Annotated in this window: 16 protein-coding genes; 10 read left to right on the top strand and 6 right to left on the bottom strand. The window is 54.8% G+C overall.

Going from position 1 to position 16164, the window contains the following annotated elements; all coding sequences use genetic code 11:
- Positions 1–56: 56 nt before the first annotated feature.
- Positions 57–2645 (top strand): M14 family zinc carboxypeptidase, encoded by a 2589-nt coding sequence (locus tag ABD931_RS05700; protein WP_345264842.1) that lies wholly within the window; start codon positions 57–59, stop codon positions 2643–2645.
- Positions 2646–2960: 315 nt separating this feature from the next.
- Positions 2961–3524 carry a nuclear transport factor 2 family protein gene (locus ABD931_RS05695; RefSeq protein ID WP_345264840.1) on the top strand — a complete coding sequence of 188 codons (564 nt, stop codon included), beginning with the start codon at positions 2961–2963 and terminating at the stop codon, positions 3522–3524.
- 71 nt (positions 3525–3595) lie between these two features.
- Here the strand turns inward: ABD931_RS05695 and ABD931_RS05690 are convergent, their stop codons facing one another.
- Entirely contained in the window at positions 3596–3889 is a 294-nt protein-coding gene (locus ABD931_RS05690) for a putative quinol monooxygenase (RefSeq protein ID WP_345264838.1), read from the bottom strand.
- A 15-nt stretch (positions 3890–3904) separates the two neighbouring features.
- On the bottom strand, positions 3905–4972 hold the full coding sequence (locus ABD931_RS05685) for a saccharopine dehydrogenase family protein (RefSeq protein WP_345264836.1): 1068 nt from the start codon (positions 4970–4972) through the stop codon (positions 3905–3907).
- A 189-nt stretch (positions 4973–5161) separates the two neighbouring features.
- Here ABD931_RS05685 and ABD931_RS05680 point away from each other — a divergent pair, with 189 nt between their 5' ends.
- Positions 5162–6133 carry an aldo/keto reductase gene (locus tag ABD931_RS05680; RefSeq protein ID WP_345264834.1) on the top strand — a complete coding sequence of 324 codons (972 nt, stop codon included), beginning with the start codon at positions 5162–5164 and terminating at the stop codon, positions 6131–6133.
- A gap of 50 nt (positions 6134–6183) precedes the next feature.
- On the opposite strand, the gene ABD931_RS05675 is transcribed toward ABD931_RS05680, so the two are convergent.
- Positions 6184–6816, bottom strand: coding sequence for a pyridoxamine 5'-phosphate oxidase family protein (locus ABD931_RS05675; protein WP_345264832.1), 633 nt, complete (start codon positions 6814–6816; stop codon positions 6184–6186).
- Between the two features lie 88 nt (positions 6817–6904).
- On the opposite strand from ABD931_RS05675, the gene pdxR reads away from it, so the two are divergent.
- Positions 6905–8377, top strand: coding sequence for a MocR-like pyridoxine biosynthesis transcription factor PdxR (gene pdxR, locus ABD931_RS05670; RefSeq protein WP_345264830.1), 1473 nt, complete (start codon positions 6905–6907; stop codon positions 8375–8377).
- A gap of 17 nt (positions 8378–8394) precedes the next feature.
- Here the strand turns inward: pdxR and ABD931_RS05665 are convergent, their stop codons facing one another.
- Together ABD931_RS05665 and ABD931_RS05660 are read right to left on the bottom strand one after the other, a co-directional pair.
- Positions 8395–9570, bottom strand: a complete 1176-nt coding sequence (locus tag ABD931_RS05665) for an App1 family protein phosphatidate phosphatase (protein WP_345264828.1) — start codon at positions 9568–9570, stop codon at positions 8395–8397.
- A gap of 5 nt (positions 9571–9575) precedes the next feature.
- Positions 9576–10157 carry a TIGR04282 family arsenosugar biosynthesis glycosyltransferase gene (locus ABD931_RS05660; protein ID WP_345264826.1) on the bottom strand — a complete coding sequence of 194 codons (582 nt, stop codon included), beginning with the start codon at positions 10155–10157 and terminating at the stop codon, positions 9576–9578.
- Positions 10158–10224: 67 nt separating this feature from the next.
- On the opposite strand from ABD931_RS05660, the gene ABD931_RS05655 reads away from it, so the two are divergent.
- The 6 genes from ABD931_RS05655 (at position 10225) to ABD931_RS05630 (ending at position 15249) form a co-directional block, all read left to right on the top strand.
- Positions 10225–10608, top strand: a complete 384-nt coding sequence (locus tag ABD931_RS05655) for a Rid family detoxifying hydrolase (protein ID WP_345264824.1) — start codon at positions 10225–10227, stop codon at positions 10606–10608.
- Between the two features lie 199 nt (positions 10609–10807).
- The gene (gltX, locus tag ABD931_RS05650; protein WP_345264822.1) at positions 10808–12373 is read left to right on the top strand and encodes a glutamate--tRNA ligase; all 1566 of its coding nucleotides are present in this window, start codon (positions 10808–10810) and stop codon (positions 12371–12373) included.
- 183 nt (positions 12374–12556) lie between these two features.
- The gene (locus ABD931_RS05645) at positions 12557–12853 is read left to right on the top strand and encodes a hypothetical protein (RefSeq protein WP_345264820.1); all 297 of its coding nucleotides are present in this window, start codon (positions 12557–12559) and stop codon (positions 12851–12853) included.
- 54 nt (positions 12854–12907) lie between these two features.
- The gene (locus ABD931_RS05640) at positions 12908–13687 is read left to right on the top strand and encodes a TIGR00266 family protein (RefSeq protein ID WP_345264818.1); all 780 of its coding nucleotides are present in this window, start codon (positions 12908–12910) and stop codon (positions 13685–13687) included.
- Positions 13688–13879: 192 nt separating this feature from the next.
- Entirely contained in the window at positions 13880–14449 is a 570-nt protein-coding gene (gldD, locus tag ABD931_RS05635; protein WP_345264816.1) for a gliding motility lipoprotein GldD, read from the top strand.
- Positions 14450–14565: 116 nt separating this feature from the next.
- On the top strand, positions 14566–15249 hold the full coding sequence (locus ABD931_RS05630) for a hypothetical protein (protein WP_345264815.1): 684 nt from the start codon (positions 14566–14568) through the stop codon (positions 15247–15249).
- 86 nt (positions 15250–15335) lie between these two features.
- On the opposite strand, the gene ABD931_RS05625 is transcribed toward ABD931_RS05630, so the two are convergent.
- Positions 15336–16097: a DUF2490 domain-containing protein gene (locus tag ABD931_RS05625; protein WP_345264813.1), complete on the bottom strand. Its 762-nt coding sequence runs from the start codon at positions 16095–16097 to the stop codon at positions 15336–15338.
- Positions 16098–16164: the final 67 nt, after the last annotated feature.

Genomic DNA, 16164 nt, shown 5'->3' with positions numbered 1-16164 from the left:
TTTTCGCTATCTTTAGAGCCGTTGCATGTTCTTAATCTAACGACGTACCCACTTCAATGAAAAAATTGCTACGCTTTTTATGGGTGGCCGGGCTATTGCTTTGTCAACTGACCTACGCCCAGCAATCCTATTTCTTCCCCAACGCCGGTCCGCTGAACCCGGCCATCCCCACGCCCGAGCAGTTTCTGGGCTACCCCATCGGCACCCACATGACCCGCTACGACAAAATTGTGGAATACTTCCGCGAACTCGACCGGCTGTCGGACCGCGTCAGCGTGGAGGTCATCGGGCAGACCTACGAGCACCGGCCGCTTATTATGGCCTCCTTTACCGCTCCTACCAACTACGCCCGGCTGGAGAACATCCGGCAGGCCAACCTATCCCGCGCTACGCAGCCGGGTAATGATGAAATGCCGCTGGTGATCCAGATTGGGGCCAACGTTCACGGCAACGAGCCCTCCGGTGGCGAATCGACCATGCTGACCGCCTATTACCTGACCGCTTCGGAAAGTGAAGAAACAAAAAAGTGGCTGAACGACATGGTCGTTTTTGTGGAGCCGATTCTGAACCCCGACGGCCGCGATCGGTTTGCCAACTGGGCCAATATGCACAAAGGCAGTCCGTTTGTAGCCGACCCGCTCGACCGGGAGCATAACGAAATCTGGCCCGGCGGCCGCATGAACCACTACTGGTTCGATCCTAACCGCGACTGGTTCCTCTGCGCCCACCCCGAAGCACAGGCGCATGTGCAGTGGTTTCACCGCTGGATGCCGTATGTGGTGGTCGACCACCACGAGATGGGTACCAACGCTACGTTCTACTTCGACCCGGGCAAAGCGTCCAGCAACAACCCGCTGGTGCCGGCGTACCTCTACGATACCATCTACCCGACGTTCGGCGAGCATTTTGCCAAAGCCATGAACAACCTCGGCTCATTGTACTTTACCAAAGAGACCTTCGATAAACTGTATCCCGGCTACGGTTCCAGCTACACCAACTTCTACGGCGGAGCCGGTTTTCTGTTCGAGCAGGCAAGCGCCCGAGGCTTTACGCAGGAAACGACCACCATCCCCATCACCTTTGCGTTTACCGTCCGCAATCAGTTGACGGCGGCCCTAACCACCATCCGGGCGTCGCTCGCTGAAAAGAATAACCTACTGCGGATGCGCCGGGACTTTTTCAAGACGGCGCTCGATCAGGCCCGCAAAAGTCCGGTGAAAGGCTATGTATTCGGCGATCCGCAGGACCTCACCCGCGCCTATTCGTTCATTAACCTGCTGCGCCGGCACCAGATTGAGGTACATGAACTGGATCGGGAGGTCACGGCCGGGGGCAAGACCTTCCGCAAGGGGGAGGCCTATGTGGTACCGACCGAGCAGCGCAATTACATCATGGTCCGCTCAGCGTTTGAGAAGCAGATCCCCTACAGCGACAGCCTGTTCTACGATGCCTCTACCTGGTCGCTGGTCCACTCATTCAACATGCCCTACGCGGAATTGATGGCGGGAACGGGACGCAATGCCCAGACTAATCTGCCGTTAGGGAAAGCCATAACCCAGCCGCTCATGGTGAACGTTGCGCCGGTAAGCCGAAGTCCCTACGCCTATCTGGTGGATGTAACAGACTATAACGCCTACAAAGCACTATATGCCTTGCAAAGCGGGGGAGCCATTGTGAAAACCGCCTTTAAACCCTTTACGGCCCGGACCGGTGGACAGGAACGGGCGTACGGCTACGGCACGCTGATTGTTCCGGTGCAGCAGCAACTGCTCTCGCCGGATTCGCTGTACCGGCTGGTGAGTGCGGTGGGTAAGCAGGCTGGTATTGCGGTGCAAAGTTTGGAGAGCGGTTACAGCGTCAAAGGCGTAGATATCGGCAGCAATAACGTACGGACGCTACGAAAGCCGGAAGCCCTGATGCTGGTTGGACCGGGCGTAAGCGCTTACGAAGCCGGCGAAATCTGGCACCTCCTCGATCAGCGGGTGGGTATGCCCGTTACGAAACTGGACCTGAGCGCCCTCCTCCGCGCCAACCTGAACCGCTACACCACGCTCATTATGGTATCAGGACAGTATCCGACCGACAAACCGACTGCCGACAAAGTCAAGAACTGGGTGCAGAACGGCGGTACGCTGGTTACGTTCAAAACCGGCTCCGAATGGGCCATCAAACAGGGACTGACCAAAGAGAAGCTGTTACCCGTCGATACCACCAAACGCAGCCTGCGCTACAACTACGACGAGGCCACCAACTGGGAAGGAGCCAAAGCCCAGGGCGGCAGTATCTTCACCGTCGACCTCGACAATACGCACCCGATCGGCTTTGGATTTACCGACCGTACCGTACCGGTATTCCGCAATGGTCTGACGATTCTGCAACCCAGTCAAAGCCCGTATAACACGGTGGCGCAGTATAAGGCGAGTCCGCTGGTGGGTGGGTATGTACATCCTACCGTACTGAAGCGGGTGGCCAATTCGGCGGCTATTCTGGTCAGTGGCGAAGGAGCCGGCCGGATCATTCTGTTTGCCGACAACCCCAACTTCCGGGCAGCCTGGTACGGCACCAACAAGCTGTTCCTGAACGCACTGTTCTTCGGGCCGGTAATAACCGTACCCAGTTTGGAGGGCGAGGAAGAAAAGAACTAAACCGAAAAAGCCCGGCGTGTGCCGGGCTTTTATGTGGCCCCCTGTTACCGGTTTTACTAATATCGCGATTACTTCCAAAACCGGGCATTTGAGCAAAGCACCTGCCTGCTGAACCTCTGCCTGGCACCAGATTAACCGTTTGATAAATGGCGATTTTTTTACAATACCGCCAGCGAGCCAGGAAGTAGGTTTGTAAAAACCCAACCATTAATTTAGGCACTAATCAGCACGCGTTGCCTGCCTTATTTGACAACTGCCGGAATGGCCCTCAATACCGAATCCCATCTTTTTCCTTATTTTTAATCTGTTTACTGCATGAAACCGAAGTACATTTTGTTGCTACTGCTCGTTTCTTTTCTGATCGGCAACAGGCCTGCCCGGGCGCAGGAGAACTCCCAACTAGTAAAGCAACACGCCATTGACTGGATGCAGGCCCTGGAGCGAAAAGATTTTACAGCCCTTAACAACTACCTGGCAGCAGAATATACCCTGGGTGGCGTAGGTGACGGTGAAACCGTAAGTCGAGCTACCTGGCTAAAGAATGCGCAGGAAATGGACTGGTCAAATACGCATTACCATTTTATGAAGGTACACATGAAGGGTGATTCGGCGGCCATGGTCAACTCCAGGATGAGCTTTAAGGTAAGCCGCGTTCCCTTCACCATTACCAGCAACATTATCGACTTCTGGGTATACAGAGATGGTCGCTGGCAGATTACCCAACGGCTCGTTGGCGGAGACTCGCTGACAGACCTGATCAATATGACAAAAGGGTTTTTAGCGGGTATAGCCGTGGCACTCGCAGGCTTTTGGATAAGTCGCCTGCTCAAAAGAAGAAACAAACGACCTGCCATCGGAACAACACCTGCTGTTGGCTAACAAAATGTTTGTAAGCGTTCAAACAGGAATTGCCGAAGGAAGGCTTTTAGGAAATAGGGTGGCGCAGTTGCCTAAAGCTCCATTATTTTCTCCGCCGAAAACGCAACCGGCTTGTCGGCAAACAGCATTTTGGTAGCTGCCCAGGTGGTTCGAAACAGCTCCGACTGCCGGTATGCTTCCAGGGCCTCGGGCGACGCCCAAAAGCTGTAGGTAATTCGTACGTTTGGCTTATCAATATCCCGCAGCAGTTCCAGATGCCGGCAACCCGGAAAGGCTCTGATTTTGTCTTTCGACTGATCGAAAATAGCCATAAACTCGCCGAGTTTATCGGGCTGGAAAGTCATGCGGACAAAGCGGATGAGCATCTTTGGAGCAATGTGTTATGAGTTAACTGGAATATCTTCGCGGGTGGTGTTGGGAACTTTGAGGATTAGCTCGGGGCCATACACGGCTGCGGGGGTCTGGTAGCCCGGTTCCCAGTGGCCGTCCAATACGTTTCGGGTAATCAGCAAGGCGGTTAGGGCAGTGAGTGTATAGGCTTCCGGCCCTTCCAGCCGGGCCTGTACGCTCGTGCCCCGGCTGTTCCAGGCTTTGCCCCACACCATCGACCGGGCTTTCCCACGTACCTGTTCGTCAGGACCGGTCAGGGAGCGGTTGATGCGCCGTTGGGCGAACTGCCTGAACCAGCGGCTGCGCAACAGCCAGGTAAAATAATTGGCCAGTTTAGCCGCCCGGATGGCCATCGGCGGAGTAGCCATAAAGGTTTCAATGTTCGGGATGCCGGTGGTATGGTAAGCCGTCGCCAAATCACCCCAGGGTATTGTCATGCACAGCAGCGATTTATCCGCTTTAAACGGCACCGACATAGCTTTGTGGGTGATCGGCACGGTTTTTAGCTTCCCGTTTTCGCGTACCTGACTGCCTTCGCCTAAACCCTCCACCACCGTCAAAGCTGTTCCGCGCGACACAGCCCCATCCTGATTATGAATAGCCAGTTGCAGATGGGTGGCATCCGGCAATCGCTGTTTGAGGTATAACGCCATGCAGTCGGTAGGCACCACATCGAAGCCAACGCCCGACATCAGCATAATATTCTTTTCGATTGCCGCCTGATGCAAGGCCATACCTTGTTCAAAGACTGGAATTTCACCGGTAATATCCAGATAATGCGTTCCCGTTCGCAGGCAGCCCTGCTGCATCAGCAGGGCGGTGCGGATAAAAGGTCCGGCGCAATGCAGCACCACCGGGATATCCTGTAGCATGGCATCGAGCGCTGCCGCATCCTGTAAATCAGCCACCCGATACGGCAGCGCATGCCGTTCAGCCAGTGACTTTAGCTTCTCTGCACTTCGTCCGGCCAATACAATGTTTATTCCGTACGATGAAGCCAGTTCAATAATCAGCCCGGCCGTGTAGCCAGTAGCGCCGTAAAGCAAAATTTCAGGCATAAGGGAGTGGAGAATTAAGAGTTATGAGTGATAAGTTATGAAGTAAGACGGGGCCGCCCGCCGGTAATGAGCCTAAGATTAGGAGTTACGAGCTATCCTTTTCTACCTTTGCCCACCGAAATGGTGCATCAAGCCATTCTGGCTAAACTTTAACTCATAACTCATCACTCTTAACTCATAACTCCAACGATGCAATATAGAACCTTTGGCCGAACCGGCTGGCAAGTTAGCGAAATTGGTTACGGTATGTGGGGCCTGGCGGGCTGGACCGGCTCCGATCAGGATGAAGTGTACAAAGCCCTGGAACTGTCAGTGGAGCGCGGCTGTAATTTTTTCGACACGGCCTGGGCCTATGGCGATGGTGTTAGCGAACAGATCCTGCGCGATCTGCTGAAGCGCCATGCCGGTAAGCGGTTGTATGCCGCCACCAAGATTCCGCCCAAAAACCGCAAGTGGCCCTCGAAGCCACAGTTCTCGCTGGATGAAGTATTTCCGGCCGATTACATTGTGGAATACACCGAGAAAAGCCTGAAGAACCTGGGCGTCGAGACCATCGACCTGCAACAGTTTCACGTCTGGGAAGACGGCTGGGCCGACCGCGACGAGTGGAAAGAAGCTGTGACCAAACTGACGCAGGAAGGCAAAGTACGGGCGTGGGGCATCAGCGTCAACCGCTGGGAGCCGGATAACTGCCTGAACACGCTCCGTACCAACCTGATTGATGCTGTGCAGGTCATCTACAACATCTTCGACCAGAATCCGGAAGACAACCTGTTCCCGCTCTGCCGAGAGCTAAACATCGGCGTCATCGCCCGCGTGCCGTTCGACGAAGGGACCCTCACCGGCACGTTGACCAAAGAAACGACCTTCCCCGCCGACGACTGGCGCTCGACTTACTTCGTCCCCGAAAACCTGAACGCCAGCGTCGACCATGCCGAAGCCTTAAAACCGCTGATCCCGCCCGGTATGACCATGGCCGAAATGGCGCTCCGGTTCATCCTGAGCAATCCGGATGTTCACACCACGATCCCCGGTATGCGCAAAATCCGCAATGTCGAAGCCAACACCGCTGCCAGCGACGGCACAGGTCTTTCTCAAGAATTATTGGACGAACTCAAAGGCCACCGCTGGGATCGGACGCCGACGGAGTGGAGCCAGTAATGTACGGGCCAGCGGGCGGTCCGACGCTTCGGCGCTGACCTCGACATAACCTATTCCCAACTCAAATACCCAGGCACCTCAATCCCCTCCCGCAAATCCGGGTCAGGGATGGGGGTGTGGTAGGTAGTAGAGAGAGGCACTACACCGGCCCAGTAAGGCAAGTCGGCATCTTCCGGATCGTCGTTGACGCCACCGGTGCGGACTTTAGCCGAGGCTTCGTTGATGGGTATGGCAATAACCATCGTTTTCTTTAGTTCACTGGCGTTGGGCTGGCGCACGTCGGCCCAACGGCCGGGTACCAGATGCTCCGTGATCCGTTCCAGCACCAGCCACCGTTCGTCTTCGTCTTCCACCACCTGGGTTTTGCCAAAGGCCACCACCGACCGGTAATTGACCGAGTGGTGAAATGCGGAGCGGGCCAGTACCAGTGCATCAATCATCGTTACCGATACGCAAACGTCTACCCCTTTGGCCAGTTCGCGGAAGAAGTGACTGCCGACGGAGCCGTGAATGTAAATGGTGGCGTCAATCCGGCAATATGCAATCGGAATGGTGAATGGCTGCCCATGTAGCACATAGCTGACGTGGCAGACGAGGCCCTGATCCAGAATCGGGTAAATAGTCTCCGGGTCGTGGAAGCCGCGCTTGGGCAGGCGGGTGAGTTTGGTGCGGGAGGTAATCATATCCTGTAGTTGTTTTTACCTCCACAAACCTATTTATTTGCCGGACTACTACTGGCTACCAGTTTCTAAACAGTTAGTAGTCCAGTTTATGCTTCCGTACAAAACACTAATTGTGCTGGATCGACAGGCACCGGCTTCTTTATCCACTCAGATTGTCAATGCACTGATCCGTCACATCCGTCAGGGTGTACTCCCCGCCAACACCAAATTGCCGGGGAGCCGGGTACTCGCCGAACTGCTGGAAGTGCATCGGAAAACCGTTATTGCGGCCTACGACGATCTGACAGCGCAGGGCTGGCTGGTACAGCATCCGGCCCGGGGTACCTTCGTCAGCAGTCAATTACCGGAAGTCAAACCACGGCCAATTGCTGAATCGCCCAAGCCTGGTCTGGCGCAGCAAACCGGCTACTCGTTCGGTAAGCAAAAGCAGCTGGCGATTCCGGTACTTAAACCCAGTTCAGACCTGACGTTTGATGATGGCTTTCCGGATGTCAGGCTGGCCCCTATTGAGCAGTTGGCGCGTAACTACCGGAACATTCTAAAACGAGGTTTTCAGAATCACCTGCTGAACTACTCCGACACCAACGGCAGTTTGTTTTTCCGCCAGCAACTCGCCCGGTATCTGCATGACAGCCGGGGTATTCCGGCGACGCCCGATCATATCTTCACCACACGAGGCAGTGTCATGGCGATTTACCTCCTGGCTCAGATTCTGCTCGCTCCCGGCGATGTGGTAGCCGTTGGGCAACCCAATTACCGGACAGCCAACATGATCTTTGCCGATCGGGGAACCGCGTTGCTGCCCATTCCGGTCGATGAATATGGTATCAATGTCGAGGCTTTAGCGGAACACTGTCGTGAGGGGCCGGTCCGGATGGTCTACGTAACTCCGCATCACCATCACCCCACCACGGTCACCCTCAGTGCCGAGCGCCGGGTACGGCTGTTGCAACTAGCCGAGGTGTTTGGCATTATCGTGCTGGAAGATGATTACGACTACGACTTCCACTACGCCGGCAGCCCAATCCTGCCGCTGGCCAGCGCCGACTCGGCTGGTATGGTCGTGTATGTAGGTTCTTTTACCAAATCCATAGCCCCGGCGTTTCGGGTTGGCTACGTGGTGGCTCCGCCCAACCTGATTGAAGAACTCGGCTACCGCCGGCGCATCATCGACCGGCAGGGCGACACTGTTCTGGAACAGGCCATTGCCGAAATGCTGGCAGAAGGTGACATTCAGCGGCACCTCAAAAAAGCACAAAAGGTATACCACCAACGGCGGGATACCTTTTGCCAACTGCTACGCGATCATTTTGATGATGCAATTTCTTTCACCGTGCCCGATGGTGGCTTAGCGGTCTGGGCAGCGTTTTCGCCTGCCATAAACCTCACCGCGTTAGCCGCCCGTGGCCGTGAACAGGGACTGGTGTTCAGCGATGGTCGCTTTTACCAACCCGACCAGCCTGTAGTTCACCACACCCGGCTAGGTTTTGCCTCCCGCACCCCGGAGGAAATGGAGCGGGGAGTCGGTATTTTGGCCAGCATCCTTGGTGGCCAACCATAATAACGGCTTAGCCTGGGCTATTTCTGCGTTGTAAGTGTCCCTTTCTCGTTGGGGTCGCCCACTATATCGGCTCTGCGCTCAGCCCGGATTTCGGGGATGGTATCGGAGTCGATCAGGCCGAGGTCGGCGGCATGTTCGGCGGCTGCTACGGTATCCGGTACCAGCAGCATCGGCACATTATGGCTTTCCATTTCGCGAATGATGGCCTGGACATCTGCTTGTCGAATGTCCTGCGACACATCGCGGATGTAAACAGCCAGGATGCGGCCGGGATTCTCGCGAACAACCTGGGCGTAAATCTCCGGGTCTTTTTGGCCGCTGTCGCCGATCAGGACAAACGGCAGTTGCGGATTGACGTTCAGCACCCGGTTAATCTGCTCCAGCTTGTGGGCTTCGTGCGAACTTTTCAGGAAGTGCTCACGGGTCAGGCCAATATCCCGGAGCAGAATAGGGCCTTTGGGAATACCCTGAATCCGGAAAAAATCGACCAGCAGATCGTACAAATTCCAGGGACTGCTGGACACAAAATAAATTGGGTTGAAGAGCGTGGTAACCGGCCCGCTTTGCAGCGCCCGGTAAAAAGCCGCCACCCCGGCAAACGGCAACCGGGTATACGCATTGCCCATAAACGTCAACTGGGCGGCCTGTAGCAGACTGGTGGCGCCAGTCACCAGCACCGTATCGTCAATGTCGGAGATAACGCCAAATTTGCTGAACTCCGGCGAAATCATCAGATGCCCATCGATGCTGACTTCAGAACCGTCGGTCGGCTGGGTAATATCAACGAGGCTGTAGCGAACCGGAAACCAGGCCCGGCCGGGCAGCAGCGAAGCCGGCGGGGTAATGGTCAGTTCGAAATAACCTTCCTCGTCGGTAACGGTGGTGTAGCTTTCGCCGAACGTATCAATTTTTACGGTTACCCCCGGCACCTCAATACTTCCAAAGCGCCGGTAGGTAGCCAGCATATTGTTCCAGACGGTGTCGTTATCGCTGGGCGTACTCATGTCCTGCTTACGCTGGCGCAGCACCCGGCCCTTCAGCCAGACGGCCGTGGGACTGCCAAAGCCCCGGTAATACACAATCTGGTACGGCTTGCTTTGGTGCAGCCGTCTGAACAGACGACCTTTCAGCCGGTCGAACTGATCCTCAATATCAACCGCCGTGTTTAGCAGCGCTTGTTTCCAGGTAGCCATAGTTGTTATCTATACCGAAGGTAATCGGCCCACTCGTCAATGTCGGTCAACTCTTCTAATAACGCATAGGATACCCCCTTTTGTTGGATTTCTGTTAGGGTAAGGTTCAGCAGATCGGGCTGGCTCCAGGGTTTGTTTTCAAACAGAAACGGGTGTAATTGCTTCATGCCTAACAGGTAATAGCCCCCGTCGGAGGCCGGACCGATCACCACCTCCGCGCTGTCGAGGTTCCGGAAGGCTTGTTTAAGATGTTCGGCGCGGAGATCAAGACAATCACTGCCGATGATGACGACGCGCCGGGCACCGGCCTTAAAGCGTTCGCGGAAGGCATTCTTCATGCGTTCACCGAGGTTGGTGCCCTGCTGGAGCCGTTTTTCGTAGCTGTTCCAACCGTCGTTGGGGTTGATGAAATCGCTGTAGTATACGACCCGATGCCAGGGCAGGGTTCGGGTCAGGGACTGGGTATAAGCAAGCAAATGGCGGTACACCTCGGCCGCTTTGTCGTTGCCGACGGTGCGGGCGATGCGGGTCTTAACAGTGCCAGGTATAGGATTTTTGACAAAGATGATTAACTCTTCGACTGCCATGCGATGGGTTTGATTACTAACTTGCGGCCAGATTACTCATACAATAGACGGTTTAAGCACATTGTTTATGAAAGAAGTTATTTATACCGACCAGGCACCCGCGCCCATTGGCCCCTATAGTCAGGCTATTAAGGTGAACGGCTTTCTGTTCGTATCGGGGCAGGTCGCCATCGACGTTGCAGCATCGGGTGATATCCAGGCCGAAACCCGTAAAGTTATGGAAAACATTGGGGCTATTCTGCAGGCAGCCGGCCTGGATTACAGCAATATCGTTAAAGCCAGCATCTTCGTCAAAGACCTGAACAACTTCGGGGCCATCAACGAGGTGTACGGCAGCTTTTTCACCAGCGAATCCGGAGCACCGCACCATCCCGCCCGCGAAACGGTGGAAGTGGCCCGCCTGCCCAGAGATGTGAACGTAGAGATTTCGGTGATTGCTGTTGCCGTCTGAACCGCCGGGCGGCCCCGCAGGATTTTTACAGGATTAAAAAGATGAACAGGATAATGGGTTAAGTTTAAGCTTTCAGACGAGTTTCAGCATAACATCCAGCAAATCCTTGTAATCCTGTAACAGTCCTGCGGGGCCGCCCGGCGGTTCTGATTAAGTCATACACGAGTATCAACAACATCCAGAAAATCCTTGTAATCCTATGAATCCTGGTTCAGACCATTCAGGTTCAGACACTGTCCGCGTCCGTTTTGCGCCTAGCCCCACGGGGCCGCTGCATATCGGTGGGGTGCGGACGGCACTTTATAATTACCTGTTTGCCCGGAAGCATGGCGGTCAGATGCTGCTGCGGATCGAAGATACCGACCAGAACCGCTTTGTGCCCGGTGCCGAAGACTACATTCTGGAAGCGTTGCAGTGGGTAGGCATTCAGATCGACGAAGGCATGGGCGTGGGTGGGCCGGATGCCCCCTACCGGCAATCGGAACGGAAAGACATATACAGCAAGGAAGCTGAGCGGCTGGTCGCCGAGGGCAAAGCTTACTACGCCTTCGATACCCCCGAAGAGCTGGACGAAATGCGCAAGCGGCTCGAAGCGGCCAACGCGCCGGCGGCTCAGTACAACGCCATCACGCGGATGCAAATGAAAAATTCGCTGACGCTGAAGCCGGAGGAGGTACAGGCCCGGATAGAGGCCGGTGAGCCGCACGTGATCCGGCTGAAAACCCCGCGTAAGGAAGAAGTCCGCTTTAACGACCTCATCCGGGGCTGGGTCAATGTGCATTCCTCGGCCATTGATGACAAAGTCCTGCTGAAATCCGATGGGCTGCCGACGTATCACCTGGCCAATGTGGTCGACGATCATCTGATGCGCATTACGCACGTGATCCGGGGTGAAGAATGGCTGCCGTCGGCGCCCCTGCACGTGCTGCTGTATCGCTACCTCGGCTGGGAAGATACCATGCCGAAGTTTGCCCACCTGCCGCTGCTGCTAAAACCGGAAGGCAACGGCAAGCTGAGCAAGCGCGATGCCGAATTAGGTGGTTTTCCGGTATTTCCGCTGGCGTGGCGCGACCCTTTTTCGGGTGTTGTAGCCCGCGGCTTCCGGGAAGATGGTTATCTGCCCCAAGCCGTTATCAACTTTCTGGCCCTGCTGGGCTGGAACCCCGGCACCGAGCAGGAACTATTTACAATGGATGAACTGATCGGAGCGTTTAGCCTGGAACACATTCACAAAGCCGGCGCACGGTTCGATATTCAGAAGGCCAACTGGTTTAATCACCAGTACCTGCGCCAGCGACCGAATGAGGAACTGGCTCCCGTACTGCAAAAGCAGGCTGCCGGACAGGGACCGGACTGCACCCCGGAAAAGGCCGTTAAAATAGCCGGCCTGTTGAAAGAGCGGGTAAACTTTGCCCACGAGATGTTCGGCGAAGCGAGCGCCTTCTTCTATACCCCTGAACAATATGATGAAGCGATAGCGGCTGCAAAATGGAACGAAGATGCCGTTCGGGCCGTCACCGCGTTCCGCGAAGCCTTGCAAGGATACGAAGGCGAATTTACCGCCGACGCTATCAAGCACCTGCTATCAGATGCGTTGCAGCAGGCGGGTATCAAGCAGGGCAAGGTGATGCAGGCCATGCGGCTGGCCCTGACCGGCTCCGGAGCCGGTCCCGACCTGATGATCACCATGGAGATTATCGGAAAGGAAGAAGTTATAAACCGGCTGACGCTGGCGTTACAGCGCCTGAAAACACCGGTAAACTGAGCCGTTGAACCGTTTACACAAATACCATTGTCGAACCCTGGGGAGTTTAGTAACTTCATCCCGTTGGGCGTTGACTGTCCGGCGTTTGCTTGTGTTTAAGTAACGCCGGACAAGTTTTTCACCCCGCTGTCTAACTCTGAGACGGCTTCGCGGTTGTAGAGATAGGTAATAACTGTATAAGCCATGAGCAAGAAAAAAGCGAACCCTGACGAAAACGAAAAGCCCAAAGTTCACAAGGAGTTGGAAGGATTCGATATTCAGATTAACTCGTTTGGAGAAATCACCACCAGTTTCGAGATTGACAAAATCAACCAGTTCCTGAACAAAACCGTCGATGACAAAAAGCTCCGGCACCGGAAAGACATTATTGGTCGCGACGATGCCGGCGAAAACCAGGAAGATGAAGCCGAAACAACCAACGAAGACGATGACACCTTCAATGATGAAGACATTGATGATGTAAACTTCAAAGACGAGTAACCAGCGAACCCTTCAACCAATAAACGAATCAACCAGTCCATCAAACCCACCACCATGAATTCACACGAAATTGATTACCGCATTATTGGGGAGGATATCCAGATTGTTGAAATTGAACTGGACCCTAACGAGACCGTCATTGCCGAGGCCGGCTCCATGCTCTTTATGGAAGACGGGATTATGTTTGAAACCAAAATGGGCGACGGCTCCCAGCCCAGCCAGGGGTTTCTGGGCAAACTGATGCAGGCCGGCTCGCGGCTGCTAACCGGCGAATCGCTGTTTATGACCCACTTTACCAACCGGGGTCACGGCAGACGGAAAGTCGCCTTTGCAGCCCCGTATCCAGGTACGGTCATGCCCATTAACCTGGCTAATATTTACGGTAACCAGCTCATTGTGCAGCGCGACGGCTTTCTGTGTGCGGCCCTGGGAACCAGCCTGAGCGTTCATTTTAACCAGCGCATCGGCTCCGGTCTCTTCGGGGGAGAAGGCTTTATCCTGCAAAAGATTCAGGGCGACGGTATGGCGTTTGTTCACGCCGGTGGCGTAGTGATTGAGCGGCAACTGAACAATGAAACCCTGCGTGTTGATACCGGCTGCGTGGTAGCTTTCGAGCCCAACATCAGCTTTGATATTCAGCGGGCAGGCAGTCTGCGGAGCATGGTCTTCGGGGGCGAAGGGTTATTCCTGGCTACGCTACGAGGCACCGGCCGGGTTTGGATTCAGTCGATGCCGATCTCGAAACTGGTGCAGCGCCTATCGCCGGGTGGTGGGCAGGCCAACAAAGAAAGCGGCTCGATCCTGGGCGGCCTGGGCAATCTGTTCGAGGATTAGCCATCCGGAAAGCAAAATGGGGGCTACCACATTCAGGATTTTTTGGGGCAAGGGAAATAAGGGGGCTATCTGCTTTATCATCGGCAGAGATGTAGCGTTCACCCTTCAGCATGGCACGAAATAGCCAGGCTTTTCGTTTAAAAATTAATGTCTGAGATCATAAGAAAGCCTGTGATAAGAGTATTCGCTGCTATGGCATTCCTGACGTTAACGTTAGCAGCCTGTAGCCAGCCAAACAACGACAATTACGTACCCAAGCCAAAAGGCTATCCGCGCATCGACCTGCCGGCGCATGCCTATCAGCCTCTGCCGCCGGTCCATCCCTACCAGTTTGAGTACTCCAAATACGCCAGAATCTTGCCCGATACCTTTGCCCGGTCGGAGCCACACTGGATTTTTATCAATTATCCTCATTATCACGCCAGCATTCAGCTTACTTATAAGCCCGTTCTTAATGACCCCAAGCGCCTGAAAGCCATGCTTGACGACTCGTATAAACTGGCCGCCAAGCACAACATCAAAGCCTACGCCATTGAGGAGCGCGTCATGAAAACGCCTTCCGGCCTCACGGCCAACATAATTGAACTTTCCGGCGAAGTGCCCAGCCAGTTCCAGTTCATCACCACCGACACTACCACGCACTTCCTCCGGGGAGCTCTCTACTTCAACACCGCCACCGCCAACGACTCCCTGGCACCTGTGATCGAGTACATCAAAAAAGACATGGTGCATATGCTGAACACGCTAAAGTGGCGCCGGTAAAACGGTTTGCAAAACCGGTTTACTTTTGGTATATTTACTTCCTATTTTCATCAAACAACTTGCTGGTGATTGCCGGAAAACCAGCCCATTAGGGCGGTGACCGGTTACCATACGCTATGAAACGAGCGCGATATAATCCGAACCAACTCCAGATCGACTTTCTGGCCGCTTACCGGCGGATGCTGGTTAGCCTGGGCAGCCCCGAAAACCTGCCTTTCAACGAAGCGATGTTCGTGCGCCTGACCGATCAGTGGGAAAGTACCCGCGTGATTCCGGCCGACCTGCTGTTTACCAAAAGTCCGGTGGAGGCCGTGGTGTATCGGATGCAGAAAGATGATGAGCGCCTGCGGTTCCCGGCCGAACTGGTTGCCGGTGAACTGCGCGGTGAGCAGGGCCTGACGGGCTTCTCGGCCATGTTCCGGGAGCAAGGCTGGGTCATTCTGCCCGCCGAACTATCGGGTATGTACAAAAATCTGTTTCTGAATATTCTGACGGCTTCTATCGGTCTGGATCACCTATACACGTCCCGTAGCGACCTGCTGGCCGAAGCCGAGCGCGTGGCGCTGGCATCGCTGCTGCCGGAAGAAGAGGTGCGGAGTTTCTTCGGAGCCAGGCTGTCGAAGTTCCCGGATAGCTTCCGCAGTGAAGTGTCCAGCTACTTTAACCTGCCGTTTGAATACGTGCTGAAGCGGGCCAACCACATTGGTGCCGTGTCGGAGCAGGTGCTACAGGATGCCAAATCCAGCAAACCGGTGCGGGCCGACAACCTCCGTCGCCCGCAGAGTAGTCGGGCAGCGTAGGCCGGGCCACGGAAGCTGGGTAAAGAGTCAACAAAAAAGAGGCAGCTAACACTGCCTCTTTTTTGTTGCTGGCACACCATCACTGTTTAGTTGACCGGAGTGACAGGCTGCCGGAAATCCAGGTTGTGGAACAAAAACAGCCGGATCGTGTGATTATTGGTGAAAACATTGCCGACCGGCTGCTGCACAAACACGTTCATATAGCCGAACTGCGCCAGAAATGACTTCGTAAAGGGATAGGCTAAGCCAATAAACAGCCGGTTCTGGTCGAAGTAGTTGTAGGTAATCTGCCGACCGGCGTTGACGTGTAGTTCGTCCTGCATGGCAAAATTAAGAACACCCGGCTGAATTCTGTCACCCTTCAGCGGCACCTGAACCGTCAGGTTGTACCGGAACCGGTAGTTGAACCGGTAGCCCTCCCCCAGTTCATTGCCGTTCATTCGACGGTTATACCGCTCCTCCAGCCGAATCCACTGGTTGGTATGCAGCTTTCCAAAACGCCCGCTCCAGTTGATCTGCTGCCAGGGCCGATGCTCCGGCCGCACTGCTACCCCGTCCGTCTGCGGATAGTGCAGTACATAAGCATAACCGGCCGTCAGCCGGACCTGATCGGATAGATAGTACGTAATACCCGGCCGGAAAATCTGCGTCGACCAGCGCTCAATGAAATCGCCGGTCCGGCGGGCGTGGACGTCGAGCCAAAAGCCCCAACGGTTGGAGAAGCGGATCTGGTTAAAATAGGCTACCCAGAGCTGTTGTTGAGGGTTAACAATTTTTGCGGGAATGGTTTGGGCCTGAACCTGGGTAGATAATACCAGCGTAAGCAAAATGAGTACGTGTTTTTTCATGCAGATGGTGAGATTTTACTCTTTCTAAGAGTCGGTGTTATTTAATCAAGAAAATAAAGCTTTTGAT

Source organism: Nibrella viscosa, from assembly GCF_039541875.1.
Lineage (GTDB): Bacteria > Bacteroidota > Bacteroidia > Cytophagales > Spirosomataceae > Nibrella > Nibrella viscosa.
The sequence above is the reverse complement of the archived record's forward strand: the minus strand, read 5'-3'. Positions and strand labels throughout refer to the sequence as shown.

What these genes read in the sequence shown, in the direction of transcription:
- ABD931_RS05700 (WP_345264842.1), top strand. Translation starts at nt 57, where the DNA reads ATGAAAAAATTGCTACGCTTTTTATGGGTGGCCGGGCTATTGCTTTGT.
- ABD931_RS05695 (WP_345264840.1), top strand. Translation starts at nt 2,961, where the DNA reads ATGAAACCGAAGTACATTTTGTTGCTACTGCTCGTTTCTTTTCTGATC.
- ABD931_RS05690 (WP_345264838.1), bottom strand. Translation starts at nt 3,889, where the DNA reads ATGCTCATCCGCTTTGTCCGCATGACTTTCCAGCCCGATAAACTCGGC.
- ABD931_RS05685 (WP_345264836.1), bottom strand. Translation starts at nt 4,972, where the DNA reads ATGCCTGAAATTTTGCTTTACGGCGCTACTGGCTACACGGCCGGGCTG.
- ABD931_RS05680 (WP_345264834.1), top strand. Translation starts at nt 5,162, where the DNA reads ATGCAATATAGAACCTTTGGCCGAACCGGCTGGCAAGTTAGCGAAATT.
- ABD931_RS05675 (WP_345264832.1), bottom strand. Translation starts at nt 6,816, where the DNA reads ATGATTACCTCCCGCACCAAACTCACCCGCCTGCCCAAGCGCGGCTTC.
- pdxR (WP_345264830.1), top strand. Translation starts at nt 6,905, where the DNA reads ATGCTTCCGTACAAAACACTAATTGTGCTGGATCGACAGGCACCGGCT.
- ABD931_RS05665 (WP_345264828.1), bottom strand. Translation starts at nt 9,570, where the DNA reads ATGGCTACCTGGAAACAAGCGCTGCTAAACACGGCGGTTGATATTGAG.
- ABD931_RS05660 (WP_345264826.1), bottom strand. Translation starts at nt 10,157, where the DNA reads ATGGCAGTCGAAGAGTTAATCATCTTTGTCAAAAATCCTATACCTGGC.
- ABD931_RS05655 (WP_345264824.1), top strand. Translation starts at nt 10,225, where the DNA reads ATGAAAGAAGTTATTTATACCGACCAGGCACCCGCGCCCATTGGCCCC.
- gltX (WP_345264822.1), top strand. Translation starts at nt 10,808, where the DNA reads ATGAATCCTGGTTCAGACCATTCAGGTTCAGACACTGTCCGCGTCCGT.
- ABD931_RS05645 (WP_345264820.1), top strand. Translation starts at nt 12,557, where the DNA reads ATGAGCAAGAAAAAAGCGAACCCTGACGAAAACGAAAAGCCCAAAGTT.
- ABD931_RS05640 (WP_345264818.1), top strand. Translation starts at nt 12,908, where the DNA reads ATGAATTCACACGAAATTGATTACCGCATTATTGGGGAGGATATCCAG.
- gldD (WP_345264816.1), top strand. Translation starts at nt 13,880, where the DNA reads ATGGCATTCCTGACGTTAACGTTAGCAGCCTGTAGCCAGCCAAACAAC.
- ABD931_RS05630 (WP_345264815.1), top strand. Translation starts at nt 14,566, where the DNA reads ATGAAACGAGCGCGATATAATCCGAACCAACTCCAGATCGACTTTCTG.
- ABD931_RS05625 (WP_345264813.1), bottom strand. Translation starts at nt 16,097, where the DNA reads ATGAAAAAACACGTACTCATTTTGCTTACGCTGGTATTATCTACCCAG.